Here is a 16789-nt window from a genome sequence, read left to right as displayed (position 1 = left end):
GGATCTTTCAGACGCCGACGTACGCCGCGAGGTGCTCGCCCGTGAGCGTCGAGCGCGCCGCGACCAGGGCGGACGGAGTCCCCTCGAACACGATGCGCCCGCCGTCGTGGCCCGCTCCGGGGCCCAGGTCGATGATCCAGTCGGCGTGGGCCATCACGGCCTGGTGGTGCTCGATGACGATGACGCTGTTGCCCGCGTCGACGAGGCGATCCAGCAGCCCGAGCATCGCCTGCACGTCGGCGAGGTGCAGGCCCGTCGTCGGTTCGTCGAGGACGTAGATCACGCCCTTCTTCGCCATCGAGATCGCCAGCTTCAGACGCTGCCGCTCGCCGCCCGAGAGCGTCGTGAGCGCCTGGCCGAGCGTGATGTAGCCGAGCCCGACGTCGATCATGCGGATGAGAGTGGTGTGGACCGCCCCGGTGGGGAAGAAGTCCGCGGCCTCGGTCGCCGACATCGCCAGCACCTCGGCGATGTTCTTCCCGTTCAGGCGGTACTCCAGGACGGTGTCGCTGAACCCGCTGCCGTCGCAGACCTCGCAGAGGGTCTCCACGGTCTGGGTGAAACCGAGGGTGGTGATGATCACGCCGAGGCCGCGGCACGCGATGCACGCACCCTCGGAGTTAGCGCTGAAGAGGCCCGGCTTCACGCCGTTCGCCTTGGCGAAGGCGGAGCGCACGGCATCCATGAGCCCGGTGTAGGTCGCGGGGCTGGAGCGCCGGTTGCCCTTGATCGGGGCCTGGTCGACGACGACCACCCCGTCGCGGTCGGGCAGGCTGCCGTGGATGAGCGAGGACTTCCCCGACCCCGCGACCCCCGTGACGACGGTGAGGATACCGAGCGGGATGTCGACGTCCACGCCCCGGAGGTTGTGGCGCGTGGCCCCGCGGATCTCGATCGCGCCGGAGGGGGTTCGGACGGTGTCCTTCACCCGGGCACGGTCGTCGAGATGGCGCCCGGTGACCGTCCCCGAGGCGCGGAGCCCGGCCACGTCGCCGACGTACTGGACCTCGCCGCCCGCGCGCCCGGCGCCCGGGCCCAGGTCGACGATGTGATCGGCGATCTCGATGACCTCGGGCTTGTGCTCGACGACCAGCACCGTGTTGCCCTTGTCGCGCAGCTGGGTCAGAAGCCGGTTCATGCGGGCGATGTCGTGCGGATGCAGGCCCGCGGTGGGCTCGTCGAAGACGTAGGTGACGTCGGTGAGGGCCGAGCCCAAATGCCGGATCATCTTCGTCCGCTGCGACTCGCCGCCCGAGAGCGTCCCCGCCGAGCGGTCGAGGGAGAGGTAGCCGAGACCGATGTCGATGAACGACGCGATGGTGCGCCGCAGGGTCGCGAGGAGCGGGGCCACGGCGGGGTCGTCGATCGTGTCGAGCCACGCCGCGAGGTCGGTGATCTGCATGGCAGCGGCATCGGCGATGTTGACGTCGCCGATCTTCGAGGAGCGCGCGCCGTCGTTGAGGCGGGTGCCGCCGCAGTCGGGGCACGGCTGGAACTTCACGGCGCGGTCGACGAACGCGCGGATGTGCGGCTGCAACGCCTCCCGGTCCTTCTGCAGCATGCTCTTGGTGATCTTCGGGACGATGCCCTCGTAGGTCATCGACATGTTCTGCACCTTGACCTTCACCGGCTCCTTGTAGAAGAAGTCGTGGTGCTCGCTCTCGGTGAAGTCCTTCACGGGCTTGTGGGGATCGATGAAGCCGGATTCGGTGAAGATGCGTACGAGCCACCCGTCGACGCTGTAGCCGGGGATCGTGATCGCACCGTCGGCGAGCGACTTCTCGCGGTCGACCAGCTCGTCGAGGTCGATGTCGCTGACCTCGCCGAGACCTTCGCAGCGCGGGCACATCCCCCCGGTGATCTCGAACGACCGGCGTTCCTTGACGGTCTCCCCGTTCTTCTCGCGCGTCATCGCGCCGGCACCGGAGACGGAGGGGATGTTGAACGAGAAGGCCTGCGGCGATCCGACGTGCGGCTGCCCGAGGCGGCTGAACAGCATCCGGAGCATCGCGTGGGCATCGGTCGCGGTGCCCACGGTCGACCGGGCGTTCGCCCCCATGCGCTCCTGGTCGACGATGATCGCGGGGCTCACGTTCTCGAGACCGTCGACGTCGGGTCTGTTCAGCTGCGCCATGAACTGCTGGACGAAGGTCGGGTAAGTCTCGTTGATGAGGCGCTGGGACTCGCTCGCGATCGTGCCGAAGACGAGCGAGGACTTCCCCGACCCGCTGACTCCGGTGAACACCGTCAGCCGGCGTTTGGGGATCTCCACGTCGACGTTCTTCAGGTTGTTCTCGCGCGCCCCGATGACGCGGATCACGTCGTGCGCGTCGGCGATGTGCGTTCCGGTGTAGTCACTCATCGTGGGTCCCTCCGTCGATCGTCGACCGGCCCGGCCGCGGCGTCTAGGGGATGGCGAAGACGACCTCCGCGCCCGAGGGTACCGCCGCGGTGACGATCCGGGTATCGAACGTCGCGAGCCTCGCCTCGTACGACGCGGCCAGGTGCAGCAGATAGGTGTCGGTGACCTGCGAGCTCGCCAGCAGGCGCTCGGTGTGCACCGATGCGTCCAGCAGACTGACCGAGTCGGGGAGGAACTCGTGATCCGGCTGCGCGGCGAGGCTCGCGAGGCTCGCGATCACCGTGGGCGCGGGCTGGGTGTTCGGGTACTTCGGGTGGCTGACGACGCGGACGACACCATTCTGCACCGTCGGGCTGGTGCACCACGGCGCGTCGCGGGTGGCGAACCACGCGTGCGCTCGTTCGTGATGAACGTGCAGGGGATCGATCAGGGCGATGACGACGTTGACGTCGAGCAGATGACGCGTCACGCGAGGTCGTCTCGGAGGGCGTTGACGTCGTCGAGGCCGGCGCTCCCCGACGAGGCCTGGGTGGGCAGGAGCACGACGCCGTTGCGCGTACCGAATCGGCGCCGCTCGGTGAGCGTCGCGCGGGCGAGCTGCGAGATGGCTTCGCCGAGGGTGATGCCGCGGACGTCGGCGAACTGCTTCGCGGCGGCGAGGACGTCGTCATCGATCGTGAGGGTCGTGCGCATGCATCAAGCATCATGCATCACGCATCACTCGTCAACGGCTCGCCAGCACGCGACGACGTGGTCGTCGACCATGCCCGCCGACTGCATGAGGGCGTACATGGTCGTGGGCCCCACGAAGCGGAAGCCGCGTCTGCGGAGGGCCTTGCTCATCGCCTCGGACTCCGCCGTCACCGCCGGCACGTCCGCGAGGGTCGTCGGGCGCACCCCGGATGTCGGGGCGAACGACCACAGCAGGGCCTCGAACTCCCCCGGTTCCATCTGCGCGACCAGGTCCGCGTTGGAGATCGTGGCGAGGATCTTTGCGCGGTTGCGGATGATGCCGGCATCCGTCATCAGGCGCTCGACGTCCGCGTCGTCGAACGCCGCCACGACCTCCGGTTCGAAACCGGCGAAGACCTCGCGGAAACGCGGGCGCTTGCGGAGGATCGTGATCCACGACAGGCCCGCTTGAAAGCCCTCGAGGCTCACCTTCTCGAACAGCGCGCGATCACCGCGGAGCTCATGCCCCCACTCCTCATCGTGGTACCGCGCGTACTCGGCATCCGCCCCCACCCACGCGCACCGGCTGCGTCCGTCGTCGCCGACCACGACATCCCCGATCATCGCGCCAGCATAGGAGCCGCCACCGACGCGCGCACGCGGATGATGCCACGTCGCCGCGCGGTGTCAACCCCGCGCACGCCGGCACGCACCCTGCCTACCGTGAGGGCATGACAGATCTCACCGGAAAGCGCGTCGCCTTCCTCGCGACGGACGGATTCGAAGACAGCGAACTCACCTCCCCCTGGGAGGCGGTCACGGCCGCCGGAGCCACCGCGGTCATGGTCGCCCCCGCCGCCGGCTCCATCACCGGCAAGAACGGCCACTCCCAGAGCGTCGACATCGTGTCGTCGGATGCGGATGCCGCCGACTTCGACGCACTCGTCCTCCCGGGCGGCGTGGTCAACGCCGATGATCTGCGGATGGACGACGCATCCGTCGCCTTCTCCCGCGCGTTCTTCGCCCAGCACAAGCCCGTGGGCGCCATCTGCCACGCGGCGTGGACGCTCATCGAGGCCGACGTGGTCTCGGGCCGTACGCTCACGAGCTTCGCGAGCCTCAAGACCGACCTGCGCAACGCCGGTGCGACCTGGGTCGACGAGGAGGTCGTCGTCGACGCCGGGTTCGTCACCAGCCGCACGCCGGAGGACCTCCCCGCCTTCAACGCGAAGGTGATCGAGGAGATCGCCGAGGGCGCCCACGCCGAGCAGACCGCCTGACGGTCACTCTCCCTCACCGGAGCAGGAGATCCGGCGAGCGCAGGTCCGATTTCCCCGAATCGTCCTGTTCTCGCCGGATCTCCTGTTTTCCGTGCGGGTGCGACCTACTTCTTCTTCAGCGCCTTCTCGGACGTGGGCGCGTCGCCCGAGGCCTTCAGACGCGCGTAGTGCTCGCGGGCCTCATCCTGGCGCTCCTGCTCAGCGCCCGACGCGATGGGTGCACGGACGTGCTCCGGCGCGAGGCCGTAGGCGTCGACGAGATCCTGCGCGTGCGGACGGAGTCGGGTGCACAGCCGGCCGATGTAGCGCGAGACGGATGCCGCACGCTGGGCCGAGAGCCGCCCGTTGATGAGGTACCACGCGAGGTGCTTCTCGATGAGGTGGAGCCCGAACAGGTCGCGCAGCCAGGTGAGCACCTGACGGGTCCCCTCGTCCTGGATCGCCTTCACCCCGTCGGAGAACGCCTCCCACTGGAGCAGCTCCCCGTGCGCGCGGGCCGCCTCGATGAGTTCGGCCTGGTGCTGGTTGAACAGGTCGGCCGCCTCGGCCGGCGACAGCTTGGATGCCGGGCGGAGCGCCGTGGCGAGGTCGGCGACCATCTGCTCGACGCGGCCGGCGAGCAGCTCGTGCTGCTGCTCGGCACGCAGGCCGAGCTCGACCGAGCGGGCCGTGGAGCCGAAGTCGGCGACGGCCTGTCCGAGCTGACGGAGTCCGGCGCCGTGGAACACCTTCCCGGCGGTCTGGCCGACGGCGAACTTCGCCAGCGCCGCGGCATCCGCGCCCTTGAACTGGCGGGCGTAGTCGGCGAGCAGACGCTTGCCCACCAGCTGCAGCAGCACGTTGTTGTCGCCCTCGAAGGTGACGTAGACGTCGAGGTCGTGGTGCAGGCCCACGAGGCGGTTCTCGGCGAGGAAGCCCTGGCCGCCGCACGCTTCGCGTGCTTCCTGAATCGTGTTCAGGGCGTTCCACGTGGACAGCGGCTTCAGAGCGGCAGCGAGCGTCTCGAGGTTCTCCCGCTCGTCGGGGGTGTCATTGCGGCCCGAGAAGACACCGTCGAACGTCGTCAGCAGCTCGTCGTGCGCGAAGAACTGCGCGTAGTTCTGCGCAATGAGCGGAAGGAGACGGCGCTGGTGCTTGCCGTAGTCGAGCAGGGTGACCTCGTCGGTGCCGCTGCCCGAATCGAACTGACGACGCTGGTTGCCGTACGTCACGGCGATCTTCAGCGCGAGGGCGGATGCCGTCGTCGCCGCGCCGTCGAGCGAGACGCGACCCTGGACCAGCGCGCCGAGCATCGTGAAGAAGCGGCGACCGGGGCTGGCGATGTCGGAGGAGTAGCTGCCGTCGGGGGCGACGTCGCCGTAGCGGTTGAGGAGGTTCTCGCGCGGGACGCGGACGTGATCGAAGTGGAGGCGCCCGTTGTCGATACCGTTCAGGCCGCCCTTGACGCCGTCGTCCTCGCCGCCGATTCCCGGGAGGAAGGCGCCCTCGTCATCGCGCAGCGGCACGAAGAAGCAGTGCACGCCGTAGTTGACGCCGCCGGTGATCAGCTGGGCGAAGACGGTGGCCGCCTTGCCGTGGAGGGCGGCGTTGCCGAGGTAGTCCTTCCACGCGCCGCGGAACGGGGTGTTGATGACGAATTCTTCGGTGTCGGGGTCGTAGGTGGCGGTCGTGCCAATGGCCGCGACGTCCGATCCGTGACCGGTCTCGGTCATTGCGAAGGCACCGGGGAGCTCGAGCGAGATGACCGCGGGGAGCCAGCGGTCCCAGTGGGTCTTCGTGCCGAGCTGGTAGATCGCCGAGCCGAAGAGACCCCACTGCACGCCGGACTTGATCTGCAGGCTCGGGTCGGCGAGGACCAGCTCTTCGAATCCGGCGATGTTGGCGCCGTTGTTGTCTTGTCCGCCGTACTCGGCCGGGAACGCGCGACGCGACCCGTCGATGTCGACGAGCATGTGCAGCTGGGTGAGGACCCGCTCGCGGTGCTCCTCTTTCGTCTGGCCGGTGACCTGCCAGAAGGCGGAGTCCTTGATGGCCTCGCGCGTCTCGCGGCGGGTGTCGGCCCACGTGCCGAGGAGCATGTTCTCCACGGCGGCGATGTCGATGCGGGCCTCGGCGGCCTCGGCGGCGGAGTGGGGCGCCCGGGGAGCGCCGCCGGCGGGAGTGCGGCGGTTGGTGGCGGGCCTGGATGTGCGGACGGCGGCGTCAGCCATGTGCATCACCTTTCGAGGGATGGACAGGAGCAAGGTTGGCTCAACGGTAGGTCTCCCACAAGGCTGGGCAAACTCCGTTGGACTTAACCCACAAGGATGCCAGGGCTTCGCGCCGGGAGCGGTTGTGTCCGATCGACAGGCGGCCGCCGCCGCGGGCGGGCGACCCGCTCGGGCTACCTGCTCACGCGGCCTGTTCGGCCACGACCTCCAGGACCGCGTCGCCGTAGGCTTCACGCTTCTTCGCGCCGATGCCGGGAACCCCATCGAGATCGGCGAGCGAGGACGGACGCCGCTGCGCGAGGGCGCGGAGGGTGGCGTCGCCGAAGACGATGTACGCCGGGACGCCGAGCTCGCGCGCGACACCCGCCCGCCAGGCACGGAGCGCCTCGAACAGCGGGACATCTCCCGCCGCCACCCCGTCGGGCGCGGCGGCGCGTCGGACGCGCGGCGCCGACGTGCGACCGATGGTGTCGCGACGGAGAGGCACGGGGGTCTCGCCGCGGAGCACGCCCCCGGCACTCTCGCCCAGCGCGAGGGTGCCGTACTCGCCGCGGGCGACCAGGATCCCGCGGGCGAGGAGCTGACGGATGACGCTCCGCCAGTCCTGGTCCGACAGGTCGGCACCGAGCCCATAGGTCGACAGGGCATCGTGCCCCTGCTGACGGATGCGGTCGGTCGAGGCGCCGCGGAGGATGTCGATCAGGTGGCCCGCGCCGAATGCCTGGTTGCGCTCGCGCTGGAGGCGCACGATGGTCGACAGCAGCTTCTGCGCGGGGACGAGTCCGTCCCACGTGTCGGGGGCCTCGATGCACGTGTCGCAGTTGCCGCACGGGGTGGAGGCTTCTCCGAAGTAGCCGAGGAGGTTCTGGCGGCGGCATCCGACCGTCTCGCAGAGGGCCAGCATGGCGTCCAGGTGCTGGCCGAGTCGCATCTTGTAGGTGCGGTCGCCGGGCGACTGGTCGATCATGCGCCGCTGCTGCACGACGTCGCCGAGACCGTAGGCCATCCACGCGACGGCGGGCTGGCCGTCGCGGCCTGCGCGACCGGTCTCCTGGTAGTAGCCCTCCACGGACTTCGGCAGGTCGATGTGGGCGACGAAGCGGACGTCGGGCTTGTCGATGCCCATCCCGAACGCGATGGTGGCGACCATCACGACCCCGTCCTCGCGGAGGAAGCGGGACTGGTTGGCCGCGCGCGTCTCCGCGGGAAGACCCGCGTGGTAAGGCAGGGCGTCGATGCCCTGGGCGCTCAGGTACTCGGCGGTCTGTTCGACCGACTTCCGGCTCAGCGCGTAGACGATGCCTGCGGCTCCCTCGGGCTGCGAACGGATGAACGCGGTCAGCTGACGGCGCGGGTCGGACTTCGCCTCGATGCGGTACTGGATGTTCGGGCGGTCGAAGCTGGAGACGAAGTGGCGGGCACCCGGGAGCTGGAGCCGCTCGGAGATCTCCCGGTGGGTCGCGGGCGTCGCGGTCGCGGTCAGGGCGATCCGCGGGACGTCGGGGAAGCGCTCGGCGAGATCGCCGAGGCCGAGGTAGTCGGGGCGGAAGTCGTGCCCCCACTGCGAGACGCAGTGGGCCTCGTCGATGGCGATCACGCTGAGCCGGCCCTGCCCGAGGAGGCGGCGGGCCGAGTCGGTGTTCAGCCGCTCGGGGGCGACGTAGAGGAGGTCGAGCCCGCCGCTCACATACGCCTGCTCGACGCGGCGCCGCTCGGCGGCATCCTGCGTGGAGTTGAGGTACGCCGCCCGCACGCCGTTGGCCACGAGCGCGTCGACCTGATCGTGCATGAGGGCGATGAGGGGGCTGACCACGAGGCCGGTGCCGGGCCGGACGAGCGCGGGCACCTGGTAGCAGACGCTCTTACCGCCGCCGGTCGGCATGAGCACGACCGCGTCACCGCCGCCGGTCACCTGATCGATGATCGCGGCCTGATCGCCGCGGAACGCGTCGTACCCGTAGACCTCGCGGAGGACGTCGGCGGGCGCGGTGCCGGTGAAGTCGCGGACCGGGGGCGCAGCGGCGGCGGGCGACGCCGCGGCGGACGGGGCACCCGACCCTCCGTACGGCTCGGGGGGCGGCATCCAGCCGTCGTCCTCGGGCGGCGCCCACTCGTCCGGCGGGACGTCGTCGAACGGCGGGGCGTCGTCGAACGGCACCCCCGGGTCGGCGGGTTCGACAGGACGCGGCATTCCTCCAGCGTAACCGCCGACCCCGACACGACGTGGGGCGCGGGGGCACTTCTGTGGAGAACAGATGTTCGAGGAGAATGTCGGAAGCGTGTGCGATCTTCGAACATCGCGACACAGGGCGCGTGACGAAAGGAAGACCGATGTTCGACATCACCGACGCAGAACTCGCCTGGCTCGACCAGGAGGACGCGCACGTCGCCGAGATGATCCGGCGGCACGGCGTGTACATCACCTACGTGGGAGGGGCGTGCTCCATGCCGGGGTGCGCGTGCGCCGAGGCCGGCGAGAGCCCCGCGTTCGGATACACCGCCGGCCTGTTCGGCATCGGACACCCCGAGCTCGCGATCACCGGGGTGTCCATGAACACGGCCGGACAGGTGCTCAACGACGTGGCGGCGGCGGTGCTCGACGGCGCGCACCTCCTGCCGGGGATGACGTTGGATGCGGCGTCGATGCCCAGACGGATCTCGGTGCAGCGTGTCCCCAACCCCGCCGAGATCGCGTTCACCGCCAACCGGCGCTACCACCGTCCGGATCACGCCTCCGTGCCGCTGCTGCAGCTCGTCTACGCCGACGAGGAGGGCCGGTTCCCCTGGGACGACGGGTACGCCCTCACGCCCGACACGCAACCGCTCCCGGGGCAGTGGCGCGCCTGACGACGGCTGGATCCGCGCGCGGATCAACGGTCAGAGGCGGACGACCTCGTTCACGCGGAGCACGGCGGTGCCCTCCTCGACGGATGCCGCGAGGTCCACCTCGCCGCGGATGCGCCAGTCGTGATCCCCCGCAGGGTCGTCGAGGGTCTGCTCGACGACCCACCGGCCGGCGGCGGCATCCGTCTCGTCGATGCGCACGAGCGACGGCGAACGCGCGGGGCCGCCGGTGAGGATCTCTTCGTGCTCGTCGAAGTAGGCGTCGAGGGCGGCGGGCCAGTCGACGTCGGGGTCGAGCGCGACCAGCGCGTCGTCGTCCTGCAGCGCCGCCAGCTGCACACGGCGGAACAGCTCGTTGCGGACGAGGACCGTGAACGCACGGCGGTTGGTGAGCACCGACGGGGGTGCGGGCGGAACGACGGGCGCGTCATCCCCCTCGGCGGTCGGGTGGGTCAGCGACTCCCACTCGTCGACGAGGCTCGAGTCGACCTGACGGACGAGCTCTCCGAGCCACTCGATGACGTCCATGAGGTCGTCGGTGCGGGCCTCGGCGGGGACCGTCTGTCGGATCGCGCGATAGGCGTCCGACAGGTACCGCAGGACCAGACCTTCGCTGCGACCGAGTTGGTAGAAGGCGACGAACTCTCCGAACGACATCGCCCGCTCGAACATGTCGCGCACCACAGACTTGGGCGACAGCTCGAAGTCGCGGACCCACGGCTGGCTCGACGCGAAGACCTCGAACGACTGCGCGAGCAGGTCGGCGAGCGGCTTCGGGTAGGTGACCTCCTCGAGGAGCGCCATGCGCTCGTCGTACTCGATGCCGTCGCGCTTCATCGCCGCGACCGCTTCCCCACGCGCGCGGTACTCTTGCTGCGACAGGATCGCCCGCGGGTCGTCGAGCGTCGCCTCGATGACACTGACGACGTCGAGGGCGTAGTGGCCTGAGCCCGTACCGTCCTCCTGCGGTGCTCCGCTGTCGCGATCGAGGAGGTCGATCGCGGCGAGCGCGAACGGCGACAGCGGCTGGTTGAGCGCGAAGTTGGGCTGGAGGTCGACGGTGAGGCGCACCACGGGTTCCGCGCCCGAGCGGTCGACCTCGACGATGCCGGCCGCTCGGAGCGTCCGGAAGATCGCCAGCGCCCGTCGGGCGAGCTCGTAGCGGCCGGCGAGGGGTTCGTGGTTGTCGAACACGAGTGCGCGGACATTGCCGAAGACGTCCCCGCCGCGACCGATGACGTTGATGAGCATCGCGGCGGTCATCTGCATGTGCGGCGTCAGCGGCTCGGGCGTGGCCGCGACCAGGCGCTCGAACGATCCGAGCCCCCAGTTCACGACGCCCGTCGGCGCCTTCTTCCGGACGATCTTCTTCCGTTTCGCGGCGTCGTCGCCGGCCTTCCGGAGCGCGGCCTCGTTCTCGATCTCCCACTCCGGCGCCATCACGATGACGTTGCCGTAAGGGTCGTAGCCGGCGCGGCCCGCACGGCCGGCGACCTGATGGAACTCGCGCGCCGACAGCTGCCGCATCCGCGTTCCGTCGTACTTCGACAGCGCGGTGATCACGACCGTGCGGATGGGGACGTTGATCCCCACCCCGAGGGTGTCGGTGCCGCAGATGACCCGCAGGAGTCCGCGCTGCGCGAGCGTCTCGACGAGGCGTCGGTACCGCGGCAGCATGCCCGCGTGGTGGATGCCGATCCCCGCGCGGACGAGGCGCGACAGGGTCTTGCCGAAGGCGGTGGTGAAGCGGAATCCGCCGATCGCCTCCGCGATGGCGTCACGCTGCTCGCGCGTGGCGACCTTCGCCGACGACAGGGCCTGCGCGCGCTCGACCGCCTGCGCCTGGGAGAAGTGGACGATGTACACCGGCGTCTCGCCCTGATCCATGAGCCGCTGGACGACCTCGTGGACCGGCATCCGCTCGTAGTCGTGGTGCAGCGGCACCGGGCGCTCGACGCCGGTGACCTCCGCGACCGGGCGTCCGGTGCGCTCCCGCAGATCGTCCGCGATGGCGGTGACGTCGCCGAGCGTCGCCGACATCAGGAGGAACTGCGTGCCGGTGAGGGTCAGCAGCGGCACCTGCCACGCCCACCCGCGCTCGGGGTCGCCGTAGTAGTGGAACTCGTCCATGACGACCTGGTCGATCGCGGCATCCGTCCCCTGTCGGAGGGCGAGGTTCGCGAGGATCTCGGCCGTGCAGCAGACGATCGCCGCATCGGGGTTCACGGAGGAATCCCCCGTGACCATGCCGACCTTGTCGGCGCCGAAGATCTCCACGAGCGCGAAGAACTTCTCGCTCACCAGGGCCTTGATCGGCGCCGTGTAGTACGTGCGGCCGCCTCGGGCGAGCGAGGCGGCGTGCGCCGCGACGGCGACGAGCGACTTGCCGGTGCCGGTCGGGGTGGAGAGGATCACGTGCGCGCCCGAGACCAGCTCGATGACGGCCTCGTCCTGGGCCGGATAGAGGGTGAAACCCCGGTCGGTGGCCCATTCGACGAAGACGTCGTACACGGCATCCGGATCGCCGGCGGCCGACGCGAGGGTCTCGGTCAGGGTCGCGGGCATTCCCCCACTCTGCCAGTCGCTGGCGGAATCGGATGCCGCCCGCCTACGTTGAGGACCACGACGAGAGGACCACCGTGACCGATAACGACCACACGACCGTCACCCGCAACGACGAGGCCGGGCGCTACGAGATCCACGTCGACGGCGAGCTCGCCGGCTTCAGCGAGTTCAGCACCGACCCGCAGGGCCGCCTCCGGTTCACCCACACCCAGACCGATCCCGCCTTCCGCGGGCAGGGACTCGGCGGCACCCTCGTCGCCGGGGCCATGGCCGACGTCGCCCGCAGCGGCGAGACGGTCCGGCCCTACTGCCCGTTCGTGGCCAAATACCTGAGCGAGAACGACGTCGAAGGGCTGACGGTGGACTGGCCGACGCCGCGACCCGAGGCCTCCGAAGGCTGAGGTCCGAGATGACCCGACTCGACACCGACGACGCCGTCGCCACGGAGACCGCCTCCGAGTGCGACGGCCCCCGCGCCCTGCTGCTCGAAGCCCGCGAGGTGCCGCTCGGCGGCGTGCGGGCGATGTCGGTCCGCCGCGCGTTGCCGCAGCGCGACCTGCCGCTCGTCGGGGCGTGGTGCTTCCTCGACCGGTTCGGGCCGCAGGTCACGCGGATGCGCGTCGAACCGCACCCGCACATCGGGCTGCAGACGGTGACGTGGCCGTTCGTCGGCGACGTCCGTCATCGCGACTCGGTGGGCAGCGACGTGATCGTGCGACGCGGGGCGCTCAACCTCATGACGAGCGGCGCCGGCATCGCGCACTCGGAGTACTCCCTCGGCGAGGAGGCCACGCCGCTGGACGCCCTGCAGCTGTGGGTCGCGCTCCCGGAGTCGCGCCGTCACGGCGGACCCGCGTTCGAGCAGCACAGCGACCTCCCCTCGCTGACATTGGAGGCGACAGCGGGCGAGCCGGGTGCGGCAACCGTGGTCCTCGGCACCCTCGGCGGCGTCTCCTCCCCCGCCACGACCTACACCCCGATCGTCGGCGCAGAGATCGTCATGCCGCCCGCATCCCGTGTCCGCATCCCCCTCGATCCCGCGTGGGAGCACGCGCTGATGGGGGTCGAGGGGGACCTGCGGGTCGCGACGCGCGTCGACGGCGCCGACGACCCGGTCGACCTGGACGACGAGCATCTGCTGTACCTCGGGCTCACCCGCGATCACATCGAGATCGAGAGCACCGATGGGGCCCGGGTGTTCCTCCTCGGCGGTGAGCCGTTCGAGGACGACATCGTCATGTGGTGGAACTTCGTCGGCCGCAGCCACGACGAGATCGTCGAAGCGCGCGAGGCGTGGGAGGCCGGTGCCGATCGGTTCGGCGCGGTCGTCGACCACGGCGACGAGCGCATCCCCGCCCCGCCCATGCCGGCCGTCCGTCTCACGCGCCGCAAGCGCCGCGTCTGACCCGGGCCCAGTGCGGCGCTCTTCGCCCGCCGCGGTCGAAAACGCGGGACATCCCGACACCGATCGCCTCGACGCGCCGCAGCACCCCCGGCCGATCACGCGTTTTCGACGCGGACAGCTCCCGTCCGGTTTCTCCCGGCCGCCCGCGATCCGCGCCCCCGTCCACCGGCGATACGCTGAGGGACGTGGCCCCAACCTCCGTCCTCTCCACGCGCGTGCTGCTCACGAGCGCCGCGATCGGCGTGGCGACAGGTCTCCTCGGCGGCATCGCCGGATGGGTGACCCCGGTGGTGCTCCTGGCCGTGCCGATCCTGTACGGCATCGTGCTCGGCTCCCACGTGCTGCCGGGCATCATCGCGCAGGAGGTCATCCGACTCCCGTGGGTGGCGCTCCTCTCCCACGTCTTCGCCGCGCTCGTCGCCAGCGCGATGGCGCCGCAGTGGGCGCTGCGCTTCATCGGCACCGCGCTGCTGTTCGGGGGGATCCAGGAGCTCGTCGCCGCCCTCACCCGCTACCGGGTGTGGGATGCGTGGCGGTTCTTCATCTCGGCGATCGTCATCGGCATCCTGGTCGCCGTCGTCGTCGCCTTCGCCGCCGACCTCGCGTCGCTCCCGACCTGGGCACAGGTGATCTACCTCGTCGTCTCGCTGCTCGGCCCCGTCGCCTGGACGGCCCTCGGGCTCGGCATCGGCGTCGCCCTCCGCCGCGCCGGCGTCGCCCGTCGCTGACCCGGAGCAACACGGGCCCGCCGCGATAGGTTAGGTGAGACTCACCTACCGAGGCCCGCCGTGACTGCACACCCGCTTCCCGCGCCCGGTTCCGGCTCACCTTCCGGGCCCGGTCCGCTTGCGCGCCTGCGTGACGTCGCGATCACCCACGAGGGCGAGGATGCCGCGACACCGGCCCGGGTCTCGTTCGACGTCGCGCCCGGCGAGGTGGTGCTCGTCCTCGGGCCCAGCGGGTCGGGGAAGTCCACCCTCGCGCTCGCCTTCAACGGCCTCATCCCGCACGCCGTTCCGGCGACCCTCGACGGATCCGTCGTCATCGCCGGCCTCGACACCGCCGCCAGCTCCGTGGCGCGCCTCTCCCGTCACGTCGGGATGGTGTTCCAGGATCCCGACGCGCAGCTGGTGACGGGCACGCTCCTCGACGAGGTCGCGTTCGGGCCGGAGAACCTGCGCCTACCGGTCGGCGACGTCCTCGCCCGCGCCGAGGCGTCCCTGCGACGCGTCGGCCTCTGGGAGCGGCGCTCCGAGAACCCCGACCGCCTGTCCGGCGGCGGGCGCCAGCGTCTCGCCATCGCGTGCGCCCTCGCCATGGGGTCGCGCCTGATGGTGCTCGACGAGCCGACGGCGAACCTCGACCCGCGCGGCATCGACGAGGTCTACGAGGCGCTGGCCGAGGTCGCGGGCGATCCCGAACGGGCGATCGTGCTCATCGAGCACAACCTCGACGCCGCGGTCGCCCTCGTCACCCGCGTCGTGGTGCTCGGGGCCGACGGCGTCGTGCTCGTCGACGGACCGACCGACGCGGTCCTCCGCGGCGATGCCGGGCGACTGGCCACGCTGGGCGTCTGGCTCCCGACCTCCACGCTCGCCGCGCTGCGGCTGCGGGGGGCGGGCTACGCGTTCGACCCCCTCCCGCTCACACCGGATGAGCTCCGGGCGGCCCTCGAGGCGCAGCCGGCGCCGGATGCCGGGTCAGCCCTCGGCGCCGATTCCTCGACCCCCGGCCTCTCACCCGAGACCGCCGGCGCGGCGATCGAGGTGCGCGATCTGACCCTCCGACGGGGGAAGACGCCGGTCCTCCACGACGTGACCGTCGACATCCCCCGCGGCTCGTTCGTCGCCGTCGTCGGCGCCAACGGAGCGGGCAAGACCACGCTGGTCCAGGCGATGGCCGGAGTCCTCCCGTCACCGAAGGGGACCGTGCGCGTGGGCGGCCACGACATCGCCCGGCTCGACGAGCGCACGCGCGCCGAACGTGTCGGCTTCGTCTTCCAGAATCCCGAGCACCAGTTCATCACCGCATCCGTCTTCGAAGAGATCGCGCACGGTCTGCGCCGCACCGCCGCCTCGGAGGAGGAGGTGCGGGAACGCGCGACGGCGCTTCTTGAGCGCTTCGGCCTCGCCGAACGCGCGCACGTCCATCCATTCCTGCTCTCCGGCGGGCAGAAGCGACGCCTGTCCGTCGGCACCGCGCTGGTCGCGGGCGCCGGCGTCCTGGCGCTGGATGAGCCGACCTTCGGTCAGGACCGGGCGCGCGCCGAGGAGCTCCTGTCTCTCCTCCGCGACCTCCACGACGACGGCACGACCATCATCGTCGTCACCCACGACATGCAGCTCGTCGCCGACCATGCCGAGCGCGTCGTGGTCATGGCGGACGGCCGGATCCTCGCGGACGCCCCGACGGCGGAGGTGTTCGCCGACCCCGGTCTCATCGGCCGGGCGGGACTGCGCATGCCGCCACTCGCGCGCGCACTGCACGGGGTGGCGAGGCATCCGCACCTCGCGGAGGCGACCCGTGTCTCCGACCTCCCCGGGACCCCGGTCGGCGCCCGTGCCGGTGTCCGATCCCGCACGGACGGGATTCCGTCGTGAGCTTCCCCGCCACCGCCCCCACTGCGGTCGTCGATCCGTACCGCGAGATCACGGATGCCGCGCCCTGGCGGTTCCTGTACCGGCTGAACCCGCTCGCGAAGGTCGCCGCGGTCCTTCCCGCGATCGTCCTGCTGGTGTTCGTCCGCGACCTGCGGACGCCTCTCGTCTTCCTCGCCCTCGGATACCTCGTCCTCCTTGTGGGGGTCCGGATGTCGGTGCGGCTCGCGCTGATCCTCGGGCTCGCCGTCCCCGCGGTGGCACTGGCGATCGGCCTGGGGCTCTCGCTGTGGACGGATGCCGCGCTGGTCGATGACACCGCGCCGGTCCTGCAGATCGGGGCGTGGACCCTCTACGCGGGAGCGCTGGAGATCGGCTTCGCGACGGGGCTGAGACTGGCGGCGATCCTGGCCCTCTCGCTCATCCCGGGCCTGTCGACGACCGGGCCGGATCTCGTGCGGGCGAGCATCCAGCAGCTGCGGGTTCCGTATCGGATCGGGTACACGGCGTTGGCCGCGTTCCGGTTCGTCCCGCGCTTCGGGCACGAGCTCGAGGTCATCCGCCAAGCCCACCGGGTCCGCGGCGCGAACCGCGGGCGCGGACCGATCGCCGCCGTCCGACGCTGGACGAGCTACGTCGTCCCGCTCCTCGCCGGTGCAATCCGGCACGCCGAGCGCGTCGCGCTGGCGATGGATGCCCGCGCCTTCGGCGCCTATGCGGGCCGCACGGAACGACACCTGGTGCCGTTCCGCGCGCGCGATGTCGTCTTCGCGATCCTCTTCTGGGCGGCATCCGCCGCGGTGTTCACCACGACCTTCCCGTGGGCATCCGCCTGACCCGGAGCCCTGAGAACG

At 70.8% G+C, this 16789-nt stretch carries 14 protein-coding genes; 7 read left to right on the top strand and 7 right to left on the bottom strand.

Annotated elements, in window-relative coordinates:
- Positions 1-7: 7 nt before the first annotated feature.
- From LTL01_RS06000 to LTL01_RS05985, 4 genes are read right to left on the bottom strand one after another with little or no spacing between them, the layout of a single operon-like run.
- Positions 8-2362 (bottom strand): ATP-binding cassette domain-containing protein, encoded by a 2355-nt coding sequence (locus LTL01_RS06000; protein ID WP_236967812.1) that lies wholly within the window; start codon positions 2360-2362, stop codon positions 8-10.
- A gap of 43 nt (positions 2363-2405) precedes the next feature.
- Positions 2406-2831 carry a TA system VapC family ribonuclease toxin gene (locus tag LTL01_RS05995; protein ID WP_053546558.1) on the bottom strand — a complete coding sequence of 142 codons (426 nt, stop codon included), beginning with the start codon at positions 2829-2831 and terminating at the stop codon, positions 2406-2408.
- Positions 2828-3055, bottom strand: coding sequence for a hypothetical protein (locus LTL01_RS05990; RefSeq protein ID WP_053546559.1), 228 nt, complete (start codon positions 3053-3055; stop codon positions 2828-2830). The genes LTL01_RS05995 and LTL01_RS05990 overlap by 4 nt, the downstream gene beginning before the upstream one ends.
- Before the next feature lie 24 nt (positions 3056-3079).
- Positions 3080-3658: a DNA-3-methyladenine glycosylase I gene (locus LTL01_RS05985; protein ID WP_236967811.1), complete on the bottom strand. Its 579-nt coding sequence runs from the start codon at positions 3656-3658 to the stop codon at positions 3080-3082.
- Positions 3659-3765: 107 nt separating this feature from the next.
- Between LTL01_RS05985 and LTL01_RS05980 the strand changes: the two genes are divergently transcribed.
- Positions 3766-4314: a type 1 glutamine amidotransferase domain-containing protein gene (locus LTL01_RS05980; protein ID WP_236967810.1), complete on the top strand. Its 549-nt coding sequence runs from the start codon at positions 3766-3768 to the stop codon at positions 4312-4314.
- 104 nt (positions 4315-4418) lie between these two features.
- Here the strand turns inward: LTL01_RS05980 and LTL01_RS05975 are convergent, their stop codons facing one another.
- Both LTL01_RS05975 and recQ read right to left on the bottom strand, forming a co-directional pair.
- Entirely contained in the window at positions 4419-6524 is a 2106-nt protein-coding gene (locus LTL01_RS05975) for an acyl-CoA dehydrogenase family protein (RefSeq protein ID WP_236967808.1), read from the bottom strand.
- 181 nt (positions 6525-6705) lie between these two features.
- Entirely contained in the window at positions 6706-8715 is a 2010-nt protein-coding gene (gene recQ / locus LTL01_RS05970; protein ID WP_236967807.1) for a DNA helicase RecQ, read from the bottom strand.
- 140 nt (positions 8716-8855) lie between these two features.
- Between recQ and LTL01_RS05965 the strand changes: the two genes are divergently transcribed.
- The gene (locus tag LTL01_RS05965) at positions 8856-9371 is read left to right on the top strand and encodes a DUF4262 domain-containing protein (RefSeq protein WP_236967806.1); all 516 of its coding nucleotides are present in this window, start codon (positions 8856-8858) and stop codon (positions 9369-9371) included.
- A 30-nt stretch (positions 9372-9401) separates the two neighbouring features.
- On the opposite strand, the gene LTL01_RS05960 is transcribed toward LTL01_RS05965, so the two are convergent.
- Positions 9402-11933 (bottom strand): DEAD/DEAH box helicase, encoded by a 2532-nt coding sequence (locus tag LTL01_RS05960; protein WP_236967805.1) that lies wholly within the window; start codon positions 11931-11933, stop codon positions 9402-9404.
- Between the two features lie 74 nt (positions 11934-12007).
- Here LTL01_RS05960 and LTL01_RS05955 point away from each other — a divergent pair, with 74 nt between their 5' ends.
- From LTL01_RS05955 to LTL01_RS05935, 5 genes are all read left to right on the top strand, one after another.
- The gene (locus LTL01_RS05955) at positions 12008-12334 is read left to right on the top strand and encodes a GNAT family N-acetyltransferase (RefSeq protein ID WP_236967804.1); all 327 of its coding nucleotides are present in this window, start codon (positions 12008-12010) and stop codon (positions 12332-12334) included.
- Between the two features lie 8 nt (positions 12335-12342).
- Entirely contained in the window at positions 12343-13338 is a 996-nt protein-coding gene (locus tag LTL01_RS05950; protein WP_236967803.1) for a pirin family protein, read from the top strand.
- A gap of 185 nt (positions 13339-13523) precedes the next feature.
- Positions 13524-14066: an ECF transporter S component gene (locus LTL01_RS05945; protein WP_236967802.1), complete on the top strand. Its 543-nt coding sequence runs from the start codon at positions 13524-13526 to the stop codon at positions 14064-14066.
- Positions 14067-14126: 60 nt separating this feature from the next.
- A complete protein-coding gene (locus LTL01_RS05940; protein WP_236967801.1) occupies positions 14127-15938 on the top strand; it encodes an ABC transporter ATP-binding protein in 1812 nt (603 codons plus the stop codon).
- Positions 15935-16771 carry an energy-coupling factor transporter transmembrane component T gene (locus tag LTL01_RS05935; protein ID WP_372461302.1) on the top strand — a complete coding sequence of 279 codons (837 nt, stop codon included), beginning with the start codon at positions 15935-15937 and terminating at the stop codon, positions 16769-16771. Before LTL01_RS05940 ends, LTL01_RS05935 begins: the two co-directional genes overlap by 4 nt.
- Positions 16772-16789 lie beyond the last annotated feature (18 nt).

The organism is Microbacterium aurantiacum (genome assembly GCF_021654035.1).
Lineage (GTDB): Bacteria > Actinomycetota > Actinomycetes > Actinomycetales > Microbacteriaceae > Microbacterium > Microbacterium aurantiacum.
The sequence above is the reverse complement of the archived record's forward strand: the minus strand, read 5'-3'. Positions and strand labels throughout refer to the sequence as shown.